Source organism: Ruegeria sp. CL7 (assembly GCF_056536445.1).
Map to the genome: position 1 here is coordinate 771,857 of NZ_JBQFPQ010000001.1, position 19,061 is coordinate 790,917.

Sequence of the window (19,061 nt, forward strand, 5' to 3'; positions counted from 1 at the left end):
ACTATGAGGGCGCCATGACCCAATCTGCCGACCGTCCCCGTATCCGCCTGAAACCCAAAGCCAATGCGCGCGGCCTGCGCCATGGTTTCCCCTGGGTCTACGCCAATGACATCGTCACCGACCGCCGTACCCGAAAAATTCCGGCGGGCGCTCTGGCCGTGCTCGAAGATGACAAACGGGCGCCCGTCGCGCTGGTCGCGGTCAACCCCGCGTCCAAGATCATGTGCCGGGTGCTGGACCATGACATCGACGCGCAGCTTGACGCGACGTGGTTCGAGAGCCGTTTGCAGCGCGCCCTCGATCTGCGAGAAAGCCTGTTTGACGCCCCGTATTATCGCCTGATCCATGCCGAAGCGGACGGCTTCCCCGGCGTCATCATCGACCGCTTTGGCGAGGCCTGCGTCATTCAGCCGAACGCGGCCTGGGCCGAGGCGCACCTGGATGTGCTGACCCAAGCTCTGGTCAAAGTCACTGGCGTGACCACGGTGCTGAAGAACGCCTCGGGCCGTACACGCGGGCTGGAGGGGTTGGACGACGTCAACCAGGTATTGCGCGGAACCGCGCCCGATGCGCCCCTGCCGGTACCGATGAATGGCGCCACCTACATGGCGGATCTGACAGGCGGTCAGAAGACCGGGCTGTTTTACGACCAGCGCCCCAACCACGCCTTTGCCGCGCGCCTGGTTCATCCCGATGCGCAGGTGCTGGACGTGTTCAGCCATGTGGGCGGCTTCGGTCTGGCGATGCTTGCAGGCGGTGCGGGGCAGGCATTGTCCGTCGATGGCTCAGCCGCCGCGCTCGACCTGGCGAAAAAAGGGGCCGAGGCGTCGGGCCTTGCTGAAAAGTTCCAGACCCGACAGGGCGACGCGTTCGAGGTTCTGACTCAACTGGGTGAAGAAGGCGCGCGATTTGACGTGGTGATCTGCGATCCGCCCGCGTTTGCGCCGTCCAGGCAAGCGCTGGATGCGGGGCTGCGCGCCTATGAACGTATCGCACGACTGGCGGCGCCTCTGGTCAAACCCGGTGGTTATATAGGGCTGTGTTCGTGTTCGCACGCGGCTGACCTGAGCCGGTTCCGCGATGCGTCCTCCCGTGGGATCGGGCGCGTCGGGCGTCAGGCGCAATTGATCCACACCGGGTTTGCGGGTCCCGATCACCCGCAACTGCCGCAACTGGCGGAAAGCGGCTACCTCAAAGCAGTGTTCTACCGCCTGTGAAGGCCGTTCTCGACACCTGCGTCATCTATCCCACGGTGATGCGCGAGATGCTGCTGGGCGCGGCCCGCCTTGGCCATTTCACTCCGATCTGGTCTGCCCGCATCCTCGAAGAATGGGCCCGCGCCGCGCGCAAGCTGGGCCCGACGGGCGAGGCGCAAGCCCGCGCCGAAATTGCCTTGGCGCAAGCGCAGTGGCCAAGGGCCGAACGCGCGCCGGTCCCGGGGCTGGAGCAGCGCCTCTGGCTGCCCGACGCAGCCGATATCCACGTTCTGGCGACGGCCATCACCGCCTCGGCCGACGTCATCGTGACCGTCAACGCCAAGGATTTCCCCAGAAATATTCTGGCAGAGGAGGGGCTCGACCGCCGAGATCCCGACGGCTTGCTGCATGGTCTCTGGTTATCTGACCCTGACGGCCTGGCGACCATCGCCGATCGCGTTCTGAGTGAAGCCATCCGCCTTTCCGGCCACCAATGGACCCTGCGGGCGCTGATGAAAAAGGCCCGCCTTCCACGCCTTGGCAAGGCGCTCACCCAATAAACTGGATCCCACTTCATCTGGCTAAAAATATCCCGGAGAGCGCGAGAGGCTGGCCTCTCGCTGCGCACCCTCAGCCACGCGCCCAACGCTGCTCAAGGGCCTCCAGTGCCGCAATGCGCTCACCCGTTTTCGGGTGGCTCATCAACCATGCCGGGGCAACGCCCGCCCGTTGTTGCGTCAGGTCTTCCAGCTTGTGAAACAAGGATTTCTGCGGCCCGATCCCGATTCCGGCCTTGGTCAGCAAGGCGGCGGCATATTCGTCCGCCTCATACTCATCCTGTCGTGACAGGCGCGAGGCCAGTAATGATGTCAAGGCATTCGCAATCATCGCTCCGATAAACGGAATAAACCGGTTCAGCACCATGATCAGCGCCGTCCGCATCGCGTTTTGGCCTGAAAAATCAATCATCCGTCGCTTTGCGTGACCCAAGGCTACATGTCCCAACTCATGTGCGATCACGCTGGCCATTTCCTCGGCCGACACCTCTCCGTTGCGGAATTTTCGGTAAAACCCGCGCGTGATGAAAATCCGACCATCCGGAGCAGCCAGCCCGTTCACCGGGTCAATCTCGTAGATATAGACGGGGACCCGATCGATTTCCAAAGCTGCGGCCAGCCGGTCCGTCATACGTTTCAGCACCGGGTCGGCCAGTTCGGTCGATTTTGCGTCCAACTCACGATGGGTGCGCCAGACCGAAATGCGGTACATCACGATGGCGTAGCCAATTGCCAGCAGGATCGGGGTCAATCGAAGCATGTCAAAGATATGGTCCGAACATGGGCTTTGCGCAAGTCACACCTGCGGGATGTTCGTCGGGACCCGCATAATCTTTTTTTCGTGCGCCGAAATCGGCATAACCTTTTTTCGTGCGCCGAAATCGGTACAACCTTCGATAAGTTGTGATCTTGCGATATGAGCTGTTGATTATTTCAACGATCCCACTTAACCGACAGGGCGCTATCGATGGGGGACCCATGACCGACAAGAACTATGAAGCGCGTCACCTGGAAACACTCGACCGGGATTTGCGGCGCTTTTCACGCCTCGAAATGGCGACCGCGCAGGCTGGACGACCCTTTGTGGGCTCAGGGATCGCCCTGGCATTCATTGTCGTCGCAGGCCTTGTGGCCGCTTTCCTGTTCGGGCAGGGCAACAATTCACTTGTCGTCGTGATCGCGGCGATGTTCGGGGCCTATATGGCGCTGAATATCGGGGCCAATGACGTCGCCAACAACATGGGTCCCGCAGTGGGGGCGAATGCGCTGACGATGGGCGGTGCCATCGCGATTGCCGTTGTTTTTGAAAGTGCCGGGGCGCTCATTGCTGGGGGCGATGTCGTGTCGACCATCGCCAAGGGAATTATCGCGCCGGAAAGCATGGGAACGGCCGACGTCTTCATATGGGCGATGATGGCGGCGTTGCTGTCCTCGGCGCTTTGGGTCAATCTGGCGACTTGGATCGGCGCGCCGGTTTCCACCACGCATTCGGTCGTGGGCGGTGTAATGGGGGCAGGGATCGCTGCGGCTGGGTTCGGCGCCGTAAGCTGGGGCACCATGAGCAAGATCGCTGCCAGCTGGGTGATCTCGCCACTTCTGGGAGGCTTGGTCGCAGCCGGTTTCCTGTGGTTCATCAAGGCCAGGATCATCTATCAGGAAGACAAGATCGCCGCGGCCCGCAAATGGGTGCCGATGCTGGTCGGGATCATGGCGGGCGCCTTTGCATCTTATCTGGCGCTCAAGGGTCTCAAGAAAATCATCAAGATTGATCTCGGGACAGCGTTGCTGATCGGTGCGGCGTGTGGCGGGCTGATCTGGGCAGTGATGATCCCGGTGATCCGCCGCCAGTCCGAGGGGCTTGAGAACCGCAACAAGTCGCTGAAAATTCTGTTTGGAATTCCGCTGATCGTGTCTGCGGCACTGCTGAGTTTTGCGCATGGTGCAAATGACGTTGCCAACGCGGTGGGACCGTTGGCAGCGATTGTGCAGGCTTCTGCCTCGGGCGACTTCACTCATGCCGTCAGCATTCCCTATTGGGTCATGGTCATCGGTGCGTTCGGGATATCGTTCGGCCTGTTCCTGTTTGGTCCGAAACTGATCCGTATGGTCGGCAGCCAGATCACCAAGCTCAACCCGATGCGGGCCTATTGCGTTGCCCTGTCGGCCGCAATCACGGTGATCGTTGCAAGCTGGCTGGGCCTGCCTGTCAGTTCCACCCACATCGCGGTTGGCGCTGTCTTCGGTGTCGGGTTCTTTCGGGAATGGGATGCCGAGCGACGGCTGAGACGCGCCAGCCGGGCTTTCCCTGAACGCCCCCGCGTCGCGCCGGAAGAACGCCGCCGCCGCAAGCTGGTTCGTCGGTCGCATTTCCTGACCATCGTTGCTGCGTGGGTTATCACGGTTCCCGCCGCTGCAATGCTGGCAGCGATCCTGTTTCTTGGGATTCAGGTAATTGCCGGGTAAACTCTGGCGCTGACCTCAACGGGTCAGCGCTTTCATGCCCTGTTCCAGCCCGGCCAGGGTCATCGGCACCATGTGGCCTTCGAAGATCTCCTGAATCATGCTGATGGAGTGGGTGTATTCCCAGTACTTCTCGGGCACGGGATTGATCCACAGGTTCGACGCCCATTGATCCCGCGCGCGTTGTAGCCAGACCTGCCCGGCCTCTGCGTTCCAATGCTCGTTGGCGCCGCCGGGATAGGCGATTTCATACGGGCTCATCGAGGCGTCGCCGACGAAGATGCATTTGTAGTCGGGCCCATAGGTGCGAAACACTTCATGCGTGGGCGTCTGCTGGTCCCAGCGGCGGCGATTGTCACGCCAGACGCCCTCGTAAAGGCAATTGTGGAAATAAAAATATTCCAGATGCTTGAACTCGGACCGTGCGGCTGAAAACAGCTCTTCCACCACTTTAATATGCGGGTCCATTGATCCGCCAACGTCCAGAAACAGCAGAACCTTGACCGCGTTGTGACGTTCGGGTCGGGTTTTGACATCCAAATAGCCGTGCTCGGCCGTAGCGCGAATGGTGCCGTCCAGATCCAGTTCTTCCGCAGCACCTTCGCGCGCCCAGCGGCGCAGGCGTTTCAGGGCAACCTTGATGTTGCGGGTGCCCAGTTCAACCGTGTCGTCCAGGTTTCTGAATTCGCGCTTGTCCCAAACCTTGACCGCGCGCTGGTGGCGGCTTTCCTTTTGGCCGATGCGCACGCCTTCGGGATTGTAGCCATAGGCCCCGAAAGGAGAGGTCCCGGCCGTGCCGATCCACTTGTTGCCGCCCTGATGGCGGCCTTGTTGTTCCTTGAGACGCTCGCGCAGCGTTTCCATCAGCTTGTCGAAACCGCCAAGCGCCTCGATCTCGGCTTTTTCTTCATCAGACAGGTGCTTTTCGGCCATTTTGGCCAGCCAGTCGCCGGGGATGTCAACGGCTTCCAGAACCTGATCGAAGCTGATCTCGTTCAGTCCTTCGAAACTGGCGGCAAAGGCGCGGTCGAACTTGTCGATGTTGCGTTCGTCCTTCACCATCGACACGCGCGCGAGATAGTAGAACGCCTCGATATCATAGGTGGCCAGACCCTTTTTCATGCCTTCCAGAAAAGTCAGATACTCCCGCAGCGATACCGGGATGCCAGCTTTGCGAAGGTTTTCGAAAAAGGGCAGGAACATCGTGTCAGGCCACCAAACGCACCAGAATCAACGAGATCACCAGACCCACCAGCGCAAAGGCAATGCCGTATCCGGCGGCATATTGCGCCATGTCGGCCCGATTACCGCTGCGCTTTTTCGCGGTCAGGGCTCCCAAGGTTGCACCCAGTGCCGCCATTCCCAGAACTACCAACATATGTGCGTCATCCGTCTTTCGTGCCATCCGTATGTCTTCGACCGTTGTCCCGCGACAACGACTGGGCCACCAGATCCGAACCAAACCCGTACCGCGCCCATCCCAGGCTGTCCAGCCTGACGGCACGTGCCTGCTGTATCTGCCCCGCCTGTTTCAGCGCTTCTGATTTCAGCAACAGCAACGTGGCCAGCAAAGACGCATTTTCTGCCCGTGTCATGACATCGATGGCCCTGTTCAGCTCGGGCAGAACACTGGGTCCCTTTTCCTGTGCCAGCGCGAATGCCGCGGTTTGCGTGGTGACATAGGCCTGATGCACCTCTGTGCCGGGCGTGGCCTTCAGAAATTGCTGCGCAATCTGAAACTGGCGTTGGGCTTCGATGGGGTCCCGGAATTGTTCCATCCGGCCCATCAGGTAATGAGGATAGGCGCGGCGGTGATCCGTCCATCCCTGCTGCTGACCGATCCGTGCCGCCTTTCGGGCAGCGCGCAGCTGTCTGGGCGACCCCGCGCCCGGTCCCAGTGATTTCTGGATCGCGTCAATCCATTCGCGCGGTGTATCCGTAAAGGGTTGAACGGGCACCCTGTCCCCGCGCGGGTTCATCCGGCTCAGAACCCCCGGGATGACCGCGGCAACCTGATCGCGGGTCATGCCGGTGCGCAGTTCCGGCGCATAGGCAGCCCGCAGGATCAACATGTCGAACCCGGTCAGAACCGTATGGATATTGTCGTCGTTGAACACCGAATCCGGCAGGTGATACAGATCGTTCAGCGGACCAAGCGCTTGCGCCAGTTCTTCATGCAGGCAATCACGTATTTCCTGCGGACTGACGTCGTATGGGATGAAAATCCCAAGCCGTTCGCGTTTGTGCAGTTCTGTCCAGCTGCTTTTTATCTTTCGGCGGTCACGGCGATATTCTTCAAGGCTGGAGGAGTTGGGGACGACGAAACAGGCCGCGTTGGGCAGAATGCGCAGAATGTCTTTCTGGCTGACGGCTTCGATGGTGATATTCGCCTGGCCTTCGTCGATCTGTCGGATGTTGATTCCGGCTTCACGCCTCAGGCGGTTGAGCAACCGGGTCAGATCTTGCTGCATGCTTGCGGTCGGCGATCCGGCCAGGCGGACTGTGACCGGGGTCTCAAATCGCGTGAAAACGGGCAGGGCGGCGCCGCTTTCCAGTTCAAAATGCAGGGACAAGAAATCCGAGGCGATGTTCTTGTTCGATCGAGCAGGCGGCGAAGGACGTGCCGTTGAAAAAGACTTGGCAGGCGGCAGGCTTGCTTCGATGGGCGCGACCTGATCGGGCAGCTCGATCGTTTCAACCGTCGCGCAGCCGGCAACAACCAGTGCCAGAAAAAGGGCACTCAATCGCTTCATGAGCGGGCGTACTTGATGAACGGTGTCAGTGTGCCGATGCGATCATACAGTTTCCGCGCAGTGTGGTTAAAATCCTGGGTCAGCCAATAGACCGACGGCGCGCCCTGACGATCGGCCTCGTCATAGACCGCCTGGATCAAGGCCCGGCCAACGCCTGCCCCTCGTGCCTCGGGTCGCGCGAACAGGTCTTGCAGGTAGCAGACCTTTTCCACCTTCCAGGCGTGGCGATGAAACAGATAATGTGTTAACCCGACCAAGGCGCCATTCTGCTCGGCAACGAAACAGGAAAAATCCTGCGGGTCGTCGCCCAGCAGTCTGGAAAAGGTTGTTTCGTATACATCATCGGGCAGGGCGGTTTCATAAAATGCCAGATAGTCCCGCCACATGTCGGCCCATTGGCTTTTGTCCTCGGTACGCAGGGTGCGGATTGTCAGTGCGTTCGCCACGCGAGTCATCCAATTCTGTGGGCGGCGAAGCTCTGTTTCGCCAGATGGGCCGATGCTGGCATCCGGGCCGCCGCAAGGCAAGCCATGATCACCGTCTGGTCACCGTCCGGCTATCGTTTGCCGCGTGCCATAAAGGCCAGACGTTCGAACAGATGCACGTCCTGTTCATTCTTCAGCAAAGCTCCATGCAGTTTCGGAAGCGCATCTGTGCCGCCGCGTTTGAGGTCTTCGGCGCTCAGGTCCTCGGCCAGCAGCAGCTTCAGCCAATCCAGCACTTCCGATGTTGACGGCTTTTTCTTGAGCCCCTGCGTCTCGCGGATTTCATAGAACTGGGTCAGGGCGGTGGTCAGCAGCGCATCCTTGATGCCGGGGTGATGAACCTCGACGATGCGGCGCATCGTGGCCTCGTCCGGGAAGCGGATGTAGTGGAAGAAGCAGCGGCGCAGAAACGCGTCCGGCAATTCCTTTTCATTGTTCGAGGTGATGATGACGATCGGGCGGTTTTTGGCCCGGATGGTTTCCCCTGTCTCGTAGACATGGAACTCCATCTTGTCGAGTTCCTGCAAAAGGTCGTTTGGAAACTCGATATCCGCCTTGTCGATCTCATCGATCAGCAGAACGACCTTTTCGTCGGCCTCGAAGGCCTGCCACAGCTTGCCCTTGCGGATATAGTTCGACACGTCATGCACACGTTCCTCACCCAACTGGCTGTCCCGCAGGCGGCTGACCGCGTCATATTCATACAGGCCCTGCTGCGCGCGGGTGGTGGATTTCACGTTCCATTCAATCATCCTCAGCCCCAGCGCGCCGGCCACCTGTTTGGCAAGTTCTGTCTTGCCGGTGCCGGGTTCGCCCTTGACCAGCAATGGGCGTTCAAGTGTGACGGCGGCGTTCACGGCAATCGTCAGATCGTCAGTGGCGACATATTCGGCTGTACCTTGAAAGCGTGCGGTCATGGGCCTCTCGTGTGGTTTTTCGTGATCCGTGGGCAGGTTGTGTTGTCCGGGTTACAGACGGTCAATGATTTTGACAACCCGCGTCCCTGCGTCGGTTGAGGCGATTTTTGCAGGAACTCCAAGCCCTTTTGGTTGATTCGTGCGCGCGAATGTACCCTGCAAATTGACACCTGCCTCAAAAAGGCCTGCTAAATTTCATAGAAAAACAGGGTTTTGTTGTTGTTTGTCTCATATTTAGACAAAACAGCGCGAGGGCGTGCTGAAGCAACGTTTGTGTAGTGACAATCCCACGCCCGTCGGCTAAACGCTGCGCAGAAGGGGGTGCCAAATGTCAGGTGAAACATCCGCGACCGACGTTTCTGGCCATACCGAGGGAGCAAATATGAAACAGGAAGTTTTTCTGCCGGAGGATTACCGCCCGGCCGAAGATGAACCTTTCATGAATGAACGTCAGCTTGAATATTTCCGCCGCAAGCTGTTGGATTGGAAGAATGAGCTTTTGGCGGGCAGCCGCGATACGATCGAAGGGCTGCAGGACAACACCCGAAACATCCCGGATGTCGCAGACCGCGCGAGCGAGGAGACCGATCGCGCTCTGGAGCTGCGGACACGCGACCGCCAGCGCAAGCTGGTTGCCAAGATCGACGCAGCCCTGCGCCGGATCGAAGAGGGTGAATACGGCTACTGCGAAAAGACCGGCGATCCGATTTCGCTGAAACGCCTGGATGCACGTCCGATTGCGACCATGACGCTGGAGGCGCAAGAGCGCCACGAGCGCCGCGAAAAGGTCCATCGCGACGATTGATCGCCGGGTGAAACTGGAAAATTTCGAACGCCGGGGCCTGTGGCTCTGGCGTTTTTGCGTTATGCGGGGGGCATGAAGATCAATCGGTTGAATTTCTGTGTAATTGGTGGCGGCATCGGCGGTCTGGCGGCTGCGTTGGCGCTGCGGCAACACGGGGCGCAGATCACCCTGCTAGAGCAAGCCCCGGCATTAACCGAGGTTGGCGCCGGTCTGCAGATCAGTGAAAACGGGTTGTGCGTGTTGCGCGCGCTTGGGGTGGCGGATCTGTCTGCGGGCCAGAAGTCGCACGGTACGATCTTGCGCGATTACCGCAAAGGCCGCGTTGTCAGCCGGCTGCCCGGTCCTTCGGCTGGCCCGACCTATTATTTTCACCGCGCCGATCTGTTGAATCTGCTGCATTTTGCGGCCCGCAAGGCCGGCGTGGATGTCCGTCTGGGGGCCAAGGTTTCCAACGTGCACAAACACCCCAACGAAGCCGAAATTCTGTTGGCGAGCGGCGAACGGCTGCGCGCCGATTGCGTCATCGCGGCCGACGGTGGCCGAAGCGCGATTCGCCCGGCTCTGAACGGGCCCGAGACACCCGAGTTCACGCACCAGGTCGCCTGGCGCGCCACCATTCCCTGGCGACCGGATTCAGGCGTGGTGACGGCATCCCTGACCATGGGGCCGGGTCGGCATGTCGTAACCTATCCTTTGCGCGATCAAAGCATGATGAACATCGTTGCGGTCGAGGAACGCTCGGACTGGAGGGAAGAGGGATGGAAGCTGAACGGCGATCCGGATGAATTGCGTGCACGTTTTTCAGGGTTCGGCGGTCCGGTAGGTGAGATTCTGTCAAAGGTCTCGGATGTGAATCTGTGGGCCCTGTTCCTGCGCCCGGTCGCAGAAAAATGGCAGAACGGTCGTTTGGCATTGCTGGGGGACGCGGCGCATCCGACCTTGCCGTTCATGGCGCAAGGCGCCTGCCTGGCGTTGGAAGATGCCTGGGTGCTCGCACGATCTTTCGACGAACATTCGGGTGTCGCCAGTGCGCTTGCCGCCTACGAGAAAACGCGCCGACCAAGGGCAGAAAGCGTGGTTGCCGCTGCCGGGTCGAACGCACGCAATTTCCACCTGTCAGGCCCCGCCCGTTTGGCGGCCCAATGTGCGCTTATGGCCATCGGACGGAAATTGTCACGCCGCTACGAATGGATATACACCTACGACGTCACGGCCTGAACCGCTAAATATCCAGATCGACCCAGACAGGCACGTGATCCGAGGGTTTTTCATGCCCGCGCACGGCGGCATCAATCTGGCAATCCCGCATTAGATCTGCCGCTTGCGGGGTCAGCAGAAAGTGATCGATCCGAATTCCGTCGTTCCGGTTCCAGGCCCCGGCCTGGTAGTCCCAGAATGAATAGTGCCCCGCGCTTTGGGTGGTGGCCCGGAACGCTTCGGTGAAGCCCAGATTCAGGATCTTGCGAAACGCGGTGCGGCTTTCGGGGCGGAACAATGCGTCTTCGCGCCATGCTTCGGGGCGTTTGGCGTCCTCCACCTGCGGGATGATGTTGTAATCCCCCGCCATCAACGCAGGTTCTTCGGTTGCCAGCAAATCACGGGCACGGTGATAAAGCCGCTCCATCCATGCCAGTTTGTAATCGTATTTCGGGCCGGGCGCCGGATTGCCATTGGGCAGGTACAATCCACAGATCCGAAGAGCCTTTTTACCAACGACGGTGGCTTCTATCCAACGGGCCTGCTCATCCGCGTCATCGCCGGGAAGGCCGCGGGATACATCCTCGAGGGGAAGTTTCGACAAGATTGCAACGCCGTTGAAGCTTTTTTGTCCATGGGTTTCCACGTTGAACCCACGCTCTTCGAATATCTCGCGCGGGAAGTTTTCATCGACCGACTTGATCTCTTGCAACAGCACAACGTCCGGCTGCGCTTCGTCCAGCCAACGGGGCAGGGCTTCGACCCGCGCTTTGATGCCGTTGATGTTGAACGTGGCGATTTTCATGCGCGATCCTCCGAAGACTTGGTCCAACCTATCGCGCAGAACGGGCCCAACGGCAAGGCGGAGATCGTATTTGCGAGGCTCTGCCTCGCGCTCCGGGATATTTTTGGCCAGATGAAGAAACGGATTATTAACCGAATTTCTTCAAGCTGAAGTGGCGGTACAGGCGGGGACGCCGATGACCGCGCCAGGTGAAGCCCTCTGGTCTTTCGGTCAGAGGGCGGACCTCTGCTTCATCTGGCTGAAAATATCCTGGGGGTGTGGGGGCAAAGCCCCCACGGTTACATCGAAAAAGATGTGCCACAACCACAGGAAGAGGTGGCGTTGGGGTTGTCGATTACAAATCGCGCACCGATCAGTTCCTGGGTGAAGTCGATAACCGCGTTTTCCAGGAAGGGCAGCGAAATGGCGTCGACAATGACTTTTTGCCCTTTGCCTTCAAGGACCAAATCATCTTCTTTTGGCGTATCCAAAGCGATTTCGTATTGAAACCCCGAGCAACCGCCGCCTTCCACTGCGACGCGCAGTGCCTGACCCTGATCCGCCGCGCCGATTTCTGCGAGGCGTTCAAAGGCGCGATCCGTGACTGTTGGGGGCAGATTCATGCCGGTCTCCAAAGGTTTCCTTCCGTTACGCCATACAATATAGAAAGTGCAAGGACAGGCGACAAGGACGGGCCATTTGGACAGAGCTAGTTTTGCCTCGGATCCGGACCGCACCAGGGGACGGCTCGTAGCCGAGGAGGAAAGCAGTTTCCGATCATGCTTTCAGCGCGACCGGGACAGGATCATTCACGCCAGTGCCTTTCGGCGCCTCAAACACAAGACGCAAGTTTTCGTTGAGCATGAGGGCGATAGCTACCGCACCCGCCTGACCCATTCCATCGAGGTGGCGCAGGTGGCCCGGACCATTGCCGGTGCTCTGGGCCTGAACCCAGAGCTGACCGAAGCCGTGGCCCTGGCGCATGATCTGGGGCACACGCCCTTTGGACATACCGGCGAAGACGCGTTGCACGCGTTGATGAAACCCTTTGGTGGTTTTGATCACAACGCGCAGGCCATTCGGATCGTCACAAAGCTGGAGCGCCACTATGCAGAATTCGATGGGTGCAACCTGACCTGGGAATGTCTGGAAGGAATAGCCAAGCACAATGGCCCGGTTGAGGGCGATCTGCCCTGGGCATTGGCCGAGTGCAATCAGGAATTCGATCTTGAACTGCACACCCATGCCAGCGCGGAAGCGCAAGTTGCGGCCCTTTCTGATGACATAGCGTACAACAATCACGATCTTCTGGACGGATTGCGCGCAGGCTTGTTCACGGATGACGATTTGCAGGACCTGCCGATTGTCGGGGTGTGTTACGCCGAGGTGGATGCCAGATACCCAGGGCTGGATTCCTATCGCCGGCGTCACGAAGCGCTAAGGCGGGTTTTCGGGGTCATGGTGGGGGATGTCATCAACACTTCGAACGATCTCATTGCCGTTTCTGGCGCGCAGTCCGTCGAAGAAATCCGACATCTTGGGTATCCTGTCATCCAGTTCTCGGATGAGGTTTGGGCGCAACTGCGTGAAATCCGGGCGTTTCTGTTCACACGTATGTATCGCGCACCCAGGGTGATGTCAGTGCGGGCAGAGGTGGCAAAGATCGTGGAAGATCTGTTTCCGATCTACATGAACGATCCCAGGCAAATGCCTGTGCGCTGGCACGATGACATTGAAGCTGCCAGGGACGACACAGCCTTGGCCCGCATTGTTTCCGATTACATTGCGGGCATGACCGACCGATTTGCCTTGCAGGACCATGCGCGGCTGACGGGCTGATCACTCCACGGCTATGTAAGCGATGGCCCAGACTTGCTGAGCCGCTTGTCTCGCAGACTGATCGGCGTTCTTTGTCGGTGGGAACACGATCATTGTCGGGCCATAGCCTCCGATCCCCATCGGTGCGCCATCAGCATGCGTTGCAACGATCGGTTTGTGCGTTGCGATACTGTCCCACTCGATTTCAGCCTGATACCCATCCAGCGCCATGGGAAAAGCGGTTTTCCCCTCGGCCCCCGCCAGTGTCATGACGTCTGCCAAAAGCGGGCCCGAAAACCTGTAATCCCGCTCATTGCCCGGAGGACCATAGGGGATTGTGATCTCGAACTGCTCCAGCCCGTCCAGCATGGCTGCGTCAAACCCTGCCGCGCCGTCATGCGTGACCTCCAGATAGCCCAGCAGACCGCCGTCATTCTCACCTCGCGCAGGCAGGTTTGTTTCACTGACCGTGCCGCCCAGCGTCAGCAGCACATGGCCTTTGGGCTGTGGCAGGTCGGCCAGCGCAGGCAAGGCGGTGGACAAAAGCAAGGCAAAGGACAAGGCGCGGTGCATCAACGGTCTCCGGTAGCGGCGTACAGGCCCAAGATTAGCGAGATGTTTCGCCAAACCAAGCTTAAACATTAGGCGTCCATTGACCTTGCCGGTTTGCGTGGTAAACCCCGCGACAAGCAAAAGGACATCCGAAATGAACCTGTTTTCCGAGATCCGCGGCCTTGTACTGGACGCGCTGGCGCAGATGCAGTCCGAAGGCGCATTGCCCGAGGGGCTGAGCTTTGACAAAGTGGCGGTCGAGCCGCCGCGCGATGCGGCCCATGGGGACATGGCAACCAACGCCGCGATGGTGCTGGCGAAACTAGCCAGGATGAAGCCGCGCGACATTGCGGATGTTCTGGCCGGGAAACTGGCGGCGGATGACCGGATCACAAGCGCAGAAGTGGCAGGGCCCGGTTTCCTGAACCTGCGTCTTGCGCCGTCCGTTTGGCAAGGTGTGTTGGCGGCGGTTCTGGAAAAAGGCATCGATTTCGGGCGCTCGACCATGGGGCAGGGGCAGAAGGTCAATGTCGAATATGTCTCGGCCAACCCGACCGGTCCGCTGCATGTCGGGCACACACGCGGCGCGGTGTTCGGGGATGCGTTGGCAAGCCTGCTGGCCTATTCGGGCCATGACGTGACCCGTGAATACTATATCAACGACGGCGGCGCGCAGGTGGATGTGCTGGCGCGGTCGGCCTACGAACGTTATCGCGAGGCCAATGGCCTCAGCCCCGAGATTGCCGAAGGGCTGTATCCCGGCGACTATCTGATCCCGATCGGCGAGGCGCTGAAAGAGAAATATGGCGACAGCCTGATCGACAAGCCGGAAAGCGAATGGCTGGAAGAGCTGCGCGAGTTTTCGACCGACGCGATGATGGACCTGATCCGCGCCGACCTGAAGGCGCTGGGCGTCGAGATGGATGTGTTCTTCTCGGAGAAATCGCTCTATGGCACGGGCCGGATCGAGGCCGCGCTGCAATCGCTGACCGAAAAGGGCCTGATCTATGAAGGCGTGCTGGAGCCGCCCAAGGGCAAAAAGCCCGAAGATTGGGAGCCGCGCGAACAGACCTTGTTCAAATCCACCGAACATGGTGATGACGTCGACCGCCCGGTCAAGAAGTCGGATGGCAGCTGGACCTATTTCGCCCCCGATATCGCCTATCACTATGACAAGGTGAGCCGTGGCTTTGACGCGTTGATCGACGTGTTCGGGGCGGATCATGGCGGCTATGTCAAGCGGATGAAGGCGGCCGTGTCGGCCTTGTCCGATGGCAATGTGCCGCTGGATATCAAGCTGACGCAGTTGGTGAAACTGTGGAAAAATGGCGAACCGTTCAAGATGTCGAAACGGGCCGGGAACTTTGTCACCCTGCGGGATGTGGTCGATCAGGTTGGTCCCGACGTGACCCGTTTCGTGATGCTGACCCGCAAGAACGACGCGCCGCTGGATTTCGATTTCGACAAGGTATTGGAACAGAGCCGCGAGAACCCCGTGTTCTACGTTCAATACGCCCATGCCCGGGTGATGAGCGTGCTGCGCCGTGCCGCCGAGGCGGGGATCGACGCCACCGACGACACCTTGCGAGGGGCTGATCTGGCGTCGCTGGACCACCCGGCCGAACTGACGGTTGCCAAGAAGCTGGCGGAATGGCCACGCCTGGTCGAGATCGCTGCGCGGACCAACGAACCGCACCGCGTCGCCTTCTATCTGTATGAACTTGCAGGGGATTTTCACGCTCTGTGGAACAAGGGCAATGATGAAACCCAGTTGCGTTTCATTCAGGATGGCGATGTTGCCACAAGCCAGTCGAAAATTGCGCTGGCCAGGGCCGTTTCTGTTGTGATTTCAGCGGGCTTGGGTATTCTTGGCGTCACCCCGGCGCAGGAGATGCGGTAACAAATATCGCCCGAACCGCCGGTACGAGGTAGGCAAGAAATGACCCGCGCGCCTTATTTTCGGGCGCGAAGCGGGCAGTGAGGCGGACATGGCGAGTTACGATTTCTCGGGGCACCAAAGCCCCGGGCAGAATGATTACCCGAATCAAGCGCATTTCGAGGATGCGTATGACTATCCCGACGAGATGCAGGATTACGACGCGCCGCGCGGCGCGTTCGGACTGGGGCGGGCGGTCAATTTCCTGGGGGCTGTCGCATCGTTGGCACTGGTCGCCGGCGTCGGTATCTGGGGATTCAAGCTTGTCATGCGGGATGTCAGCGGCGTGCCGGTCGTGCGTGCGGCCGAAGGGCCGATGCGGGTGCAGCCCGAAAACCCGGGCGGAACACCGGCCGATCATCAGGGCTTGGCCGTCAATGCCGTGGCCGCCAAGGGCAGTGCTGCCGCCCCGGCGGATCGTCTGATCCTTGCGCCGCGGCCGGTCTCGTTGACGGATGAAGACGTACCTGCCGCTGATCTGAAGCCGACACCGGCGCTGCATGTCGTGGAAAAGCCGATTTCAACCCAGGAAGCCGCCCGATTGCGCCAGAACGCAGTGGATGCGCTGGTTGCGGAATTGGCTGGTGAAGCAGCCAAAACGCAGCAAAACGCTGAGGATGGCGTGCAAGTGGCATCGCTGACCACCCCCGAGGAAGAACCCGCAATTGACCCGGCCGATTTCGCAGCCGCCTTGCCGGACCCGGCCATTGCCGCGCTGCCGGGCGTGCGCCGGTCCTTGCGCCCCTTGACCCGCCCGGCACGCGCCTCACGCAGCCGGGTGTCGCCAAGTGAGAATTCCGAAGACGCTATCAATGCTGCGGTGAAGGCTGCGGTTGGGTTGGATGTTGATCCTGATACGCTGGCGAAAGGCACGCGTCTGGCGCAGCTTGGGGCCTATGACAGCGTTCAGGTTGCCCAAACGGAATGGGATCGCCTAAACGGGAAGTTCAGCGAATATATGGCCGGAAAACAGCGCGTTATCCAGAAGACCTCAAGCGGTGGGCGCACCTTTTACCGCCTGCGCGTGCTGGGCTTTGAAGACCTGAGCGACTCGCGCCAGTTTTGTGCCGCGCTTGTTGCGCAAGGGGCTGATTGTATCCCGGTGGCCGTCAGGTGAAGTACGGTGCCGCGATCACCGATGCAGAGGGCCTGCGCCTGACGCAAAAGGAAAAAGACTTGTTTCGGCAAATGAACCCGTTCGGGTTCATTCTTTTTGCCCGCAACATCGACCACGCGGATCAGGTGCGCGCCTTGTGTGATGATTTCCGCGAGGCTGTCGGGCGCAATTGCCCGATCACCATCGATCAGGAAGGCGGCCGCGTGCAGCGCCTGCGGGCGCCGCTGGCCCGCGAATGGCTGCCTCCGTTGGATCACGTGGCCAATGCCGCCGAGCAGTCCGAGCGCGCCATGTATCTGAGGTACCGCCTGATTGCCGATGAATTGTTTGGTCTGGGCATCGACAGCAACTGTGCGCCCATGGTGGATGTCGCGCGTCCCGAGACGCACAAGTTTCTGAAGAACCGCTGTTATGACGCTGATCCTGAACGCGTTTCCAGAATTGGCAAAGCCGTGGCGCAGGGTCATCTGGATGGCGGTGTGTTGCCGGTGCTCAAACACATTCCGGGCCATGGACGCGCCACGTTGGACAGCCACCATGACTTGCCGCATGTGGATCTGCCCCTGGATGAGCTTGAGCGCAGCGATTTCGTGCCGTTCCGGGCCTTGAACGACCTGCCGATGGGGATGACTGCGCATTTGGTCTATGACCGGATTGACCCGCAACCTGCCACAATCTCGGCAACCATGATGGATGTGATCCGCGACAGGATTGGCTTCGGCGGGCTGATCATGACCGATGACATCGGGATGAAGGCGCTCAGCGGAACGCCCGCTGAGGTGTCGCGGCAAGCCATAAGCGCGGGCTGTGACGTCGTTCTACACTGCAACGGAAGCTTTGCCGAGCGCGCCGAGGTGCTGGAAGCTGCCGGGGAAATGTCCGATGTGGCACAAGCCCGCGCAGAACGGGCGCTGGCGATGCGCAAAGCTCCGCAGGAACTTGACATCCCTGCCGCCGAGGCGGAACTATCTGCCCTAATGGGCGGGCAGGTATATGAACGATAATCTTTTCAGCGAAGACCCTGTCTCGGTCGCAGATCGTCTTGCGGCCGAAGCGCTGATTGTTGATGTCGATGGGTTCGAAGGCCCGCTGGACGTTCTTCTGACCCTGTCGCGCACGCAGAAGGTCGACCTTCGGAAAATCTCGGTTCTGGCGCTGGCGCAGCAATACCTTGCCTTTGTCGAAAAGGCGCGGGCGCTGCGGATCGAACTGGCCGCCGACTATCTGGTGATGGCGGCCTGGCTGGCCTTTTTGAAATCCCGCCTGCTGTTGCCGCCAGATCCGGATGACGAAGGACCATCGGGTGAGGAACTGGCCGCACATCTGGCGTTTCAATTGGAACGTTTGCAGGCGATGCGCGATGCGGCTGCGCGGTTGATGGCGCGCGATCAGCTGGGACGGGATTTCTTCAAACGCGGGCAGGGCGAAGATATCACCCGGATCCGCACCGTCACCTATTCCGCCACGCTGCTGGATCTGATGCAGGGCTATGCCCGCATCCGCACCCGTGATGAATTCCGCCCGTTTGTGATGGACCGCGATTCGGTATTCACCATGGAACAGGCACTGGAACGGATGCGCCCGCTGATCGGGTTTGCCGGGACATGGACCGACATGGAAACTTACCTGCCCGACGGCTGGGATTCCGACCCGGTACGGCGCAGGTCGGCAACGGCGGCGACCTTTGCGGCCTCGTTGGAACTGGTGAAAGAAGGACATATGGAAATCAAGCAGAGCGAGACATTCGCTCCGATCCAATTGCGCAAGAGGACCGAAACACGTGACTGATGCTCCTGAAGAGACCGGTACGCTGTTCGAGGCGCCTCCGCTGGCAGAGCAGGAGCGTATGGTCGAAGCCGTTCTGTTCGCCAGCGCCGAGCCGGTGACGATTGCGGATCTTGAGGCGCGGATGCCCCATGGCAGCGACGCGGCGCAAGCGGTTGAATTGCTTCAGAAACGGTATGAGGGGCGTGGCGTGCGCGTTGTGCGTGTAGGGGATGCCTGGGCCATCCGCACGGCCCCTGATCTGGGCTTTCTGATGCAGAAGGAAACGGTCGAGACGCGCAAACTCAGCCGCGCTGCGATCGAAACTCTGGCCATCGTGGCCTATCACCAACCCTGCACACGGGCCGAGATCGAGGAAATCCGGGGCGTGTCGGTCTCGCGCGGGACCATCGATCAGTTGCTTGAGATGGAGTGGATCAAGCTGGGCCGCCGCCGCATGACGCCGGGTCGTCCGGTGACGTTTGTGGTGACGCCTGAGTTTCTGGATCATTTTGGCCTGGAGAACGCGCGAGACCTGCCAGGCCTGAAAGAACTGCGCGCCGCGGGATTGTTGGAGAATCGGCCTCCTCCGGGTGCGATCCCTTTGGGCGAAGGGCGCGAGGACGAAGTTGATGAAGACCAGAGCGAGTTGTTCGAAGAAGATTGATCGAACAGCCCTTTTGTTGCCGCATAAAGCGTCTATCTTTGTGCGTGCGGACG

Annotated in this window: 20 protein-coding genes; 11 read left to right on the forward strand and 9 right to left on the reverse strand. The window is 59.9% G+C overall.

Going from position 1 to position 19,061, the window contains the following annotated elements; genetic code table 11:
- Positions 1-14: 14 nt before the first annotated feature.
- The gene (locus ACR0LI_RS03865) at positions 15-1,217 is read left to right on the forward strand and encodes an RSP_2647 family RNA methyltransferase (RefSeq protein WP_480718037.1); all 1,203 of its coding nucleotides are present in this window, start codon (positions 15-17) and stop codon (positions 1,215-1,217) included.
- The gene (locus tag ACR0LI_RS03870; RefSeq protein ID WP_171631838.1) at positions 1,214-1,756 is read left to right on the forward strand and encodes an RSP_2648 family PIN domain-containing protein; all 543 of its coding nucleotides are present in this window, start codon (positions 1,214-1,216) and stop codon (positions 1,754-1,756) included. Before ACR0LI_RS03865 ends, ACR0LI_RS03870 begins: the two co-directional genes overlap by 4 nt.
- A 70-nt stretch (positions 1,757-1,826) precedes the next feature.
- Here ACR0LI_RS03870 and ACR0LI_RS03875 read toward each other — a convergent pair whose 3' ends face one another.
- Positions 1,827-2,513: a M48 family metallopeptidase gene (locus tag ACR0LI_RS03875; protein ID WP_152458255.1), complete on the reverse strand. Its 687-nt coding sequence runs from the start codon at positions 2,511-2,513 to the stop codon at positions 1,827-1,829.
- Positions 2,514-2,731: 218 nt separating this feature from the next.
- On the opposite strand from ACR0LI_RS03875, the gene ACR0LI_RS03880 reads away from it, so the two are divergent.
- A complete protein-coding gene (locus ACR0LI_RS03880; RefSeq protein WP_171631841.1) occupies positions 2,732-4,216 on the forward strand; it encodes an inorganic phosphate transporter in 1,485 nt (494 codons plus the stop codon).
- A gap of 15 nt (positions 4,217-4,231) precedes the next feature.
- Here the strand turns inward: ACR0LI_RS03880 and ACR0LI_RS03885 are convergent, their stop codons facing one another.
- From ACR0LI_RS03885 to ACR0LI_RS03905, 5 genes are all read right to left on the reverse strand, one after another.
- Positions 4,232-5,416 (reverse strand): vWA domain-containing protein, encoded by a 1,185-nt coding sequence (locus ACR0LI_RS03885; RefSeq protein WP_171631843.1) that lies wholly within the window; start codon positions 5,414-5,416, stop codon positions 4,232-4,234.
- Positions 5,417-5,420: 4 nt separating this feature from the next.
- Positions 5,421-5,618, reverse strand: coding sequence for a hypothetical protein (locus ACR0LI_RS03890; RefSeq protein ID WP_171630689.1), 198 nt, complete (start codon positions 5,616-5,618; stop codon positions 5,421-5,423).
- On the reverse strand, positions 5,599-6,966 hold the full coding sequence (locus ACR0LI_RS03895) for a DUF2927 domain-containing protein (protein ID WP_480487839.1): 1,368 nt from the start codon (positions 6,964-6,966) through the stop codon (positions 5,599-5,601). Before ACR0LI_RS03895 ends, ACR0LI_RS03890 begins: the two co-directional genes overlap by 20 nt.
- Positions 6,963-7,421: an N-acetyltransferase family protein gene (locus ACR0LI_RS03900; RefSeq protein ID WP_480718038.1), complete on the reverse strand. Its 459-nt coding sequence runs from the start codon at positions 7,419-7,421 to the stop codon at positions 6,963-6,965. The genes ACR0LI_RS03895 and ACR0LI_RS03900 overlap by 4 nt, the downstream gene beginning before the upstream one ends.
- Positions 7,422-7,522: 101 nt before the next feature.
- Positions 7,523-8,368, reverse strand: coding sequence for an AAA family ATPase (locus ACR0LI_RS03905; RefSeq protein WP_171723102.1), 846 nt, complete (start codon positions 8,366-8,368; stop codon positions 7,523-7,525).
- Positions 8,369-8,750: 382 nt separating this feature from the next.
- On the opposite strand from ACR0LI_RS03905, the gene dksA reads away from it, so the two are divergent.
- Positions 8,751-9,173 (forward strand): RNA polymerase-binding protein DksA, encoded by a 423-nt coding sequence (gene dksA, locus ACR0LI_RS03910; protein ID WP_171167736.1) that lies wholly within the window; start codon positions 8,751-8,753, stop codon positions 9,171-9,173.
- A gap of 72 nt (positions 9,174-9,245) precedes the next feature.
- Complete coding sequence (locus ACR0LI_RS03915; RefSeq protein WP_480718039.1) at positions 9,246-10,391, forward strand: FAD-dependent monooxygenase; 1,146 nt, start codon at positions 9,246-9,248, stop codon at positions 10,389-10,391.
- 4 nt (positions 10,392-10,395) lie between these two features.
- Here the strand turns inward: ACR0LI_RS03915 and xth are convergent, their stop codons facing one another.
- A complete protein-coding gene (gene xth, locus ACR0LI_RS03920) occupies positions 10,396-11,175 on the reverse strand; it encodes an exodeoxyribonuclease III (protein ID WP_171631859.1) in 780 nt (259 codons plus the stop codon).
- 278 nt (positions 11,176-11,453) lie between these two features.
- Positions 11,454-11,777, reverse strand: a complete 324-nt coding sequence (locus ACR0LI_RS03925; RefSeq protein WP_152458245.1) for a HesB/IscA family protein — start codon at positions 11,775-11,777, stop codon at positions 11,454-11,456.
- 76 nt (positions 11,778-11,853) lie between these two features.
- On the opposite strand from ACR0LI_RS03925, the gene ACR0LI_RS03930 reads away from it, so the two are divergent.
- Entirely contained in the window at positions 11,854-12,993 is a 1,140-nt protein-coding gene (locus ACR0LI_RS03930; RefSeq protein WP_171631863.1) for a deoxyguanosinetriphosphate triphosphohydrolase, read from the forward strand.
- Here the strand turns inward: ACR0LI_RS03930 and ACR0LI_RS03935 are convergent, their stop codons facing one another.
- Positions 12,994-13,545 (reverse strand): putative pterin-binding protein, encoded by a 552-nt coding sequence (locus ACR0LI_RS03935; protein WP_171631866.1) that lies wholly within the window; start codon positions 13,543-13,545, stop codon positions 12,994-12,996.
- Positions 13,546-13,678: 133 nt separating this feature from the next.
- Here ACR0LI_RS03935 and argS point away from each other — a divergent pair, with 133 nt between their 5' ends.
- From argS to scpB, 5 genes are all read left to right on the forward strand, one after another.
- Positions 13,679-15,424, forward strand: a complete 1,746-nt coding sequence (argS, locus tag ACR0LI_RS03940) for an arginine--tRNA ligase (protein ID WP_480718040.1) — start codon at positions 13,679-13,681, stop codon at positions 15,422-15,424.
- Positions 15,425-15,512: 88 nt separating this feature from the next.
- Positions 15,513-16,577 carry an SPOR domain-containing protein gene (locus ACR0LI_RS03945; RefSeq protein WP_480718041.1) on the forward strand — a complete coding sequence of 355 codons (1,065 nt, stop codon included), beginning with the start codon at positions 15,513-15,515 and terminating at the stop codon, positions 16,575-16,577.
- Positions 16,574-17,581: a beta-N-acetylhexosaminidase gene (nagZ, locus tag ACR0LI_RS03950; RefSeq protein WP_480718042.1), complete on the forward strand. Its 1,008-nt coding sequence runs from the start codon at positions 16,574-16,576 to the stop codon at positions 17,579-17,581. The genes ACR0LI_RS03945 and nagZ overlap by 4 nt, the downstream gene beginning before the upstream one ends.
- The gene (locus tag ACR0LI_RS03955) at positions 17,571-18,365 is read left to right on the forward strand and encodes a segregation and condensation protein A (protein WP_171204907.1); all 795 of its coding nucleotides are present in this window, start codon (positions 17,571-17,573) and stop codon (positions 18,363-18,365) included. The genes nagZ and ACR0LI_RS03955 overlap by 11 nt, the downstream gene beginning before the upstream one ends.
- On the forward strand, positions 18,358-19,008 hold the full coding sequence (scpB, locus tag ACR0LI_RS03960; RefSeq protein ID WP_171631878.1) for an SMC-Scp complex subunit ScpB: 651 nt from the start codon (positions 18,358-18,360) through the stop codon (positions 19,006-19,008). Before ACR0LI_RS03955 ends, scpB begins: the two co-directional genes overlap by 8 nt.
- Positions 19,009-19,061: the final 53 nt, after the last annotated feature.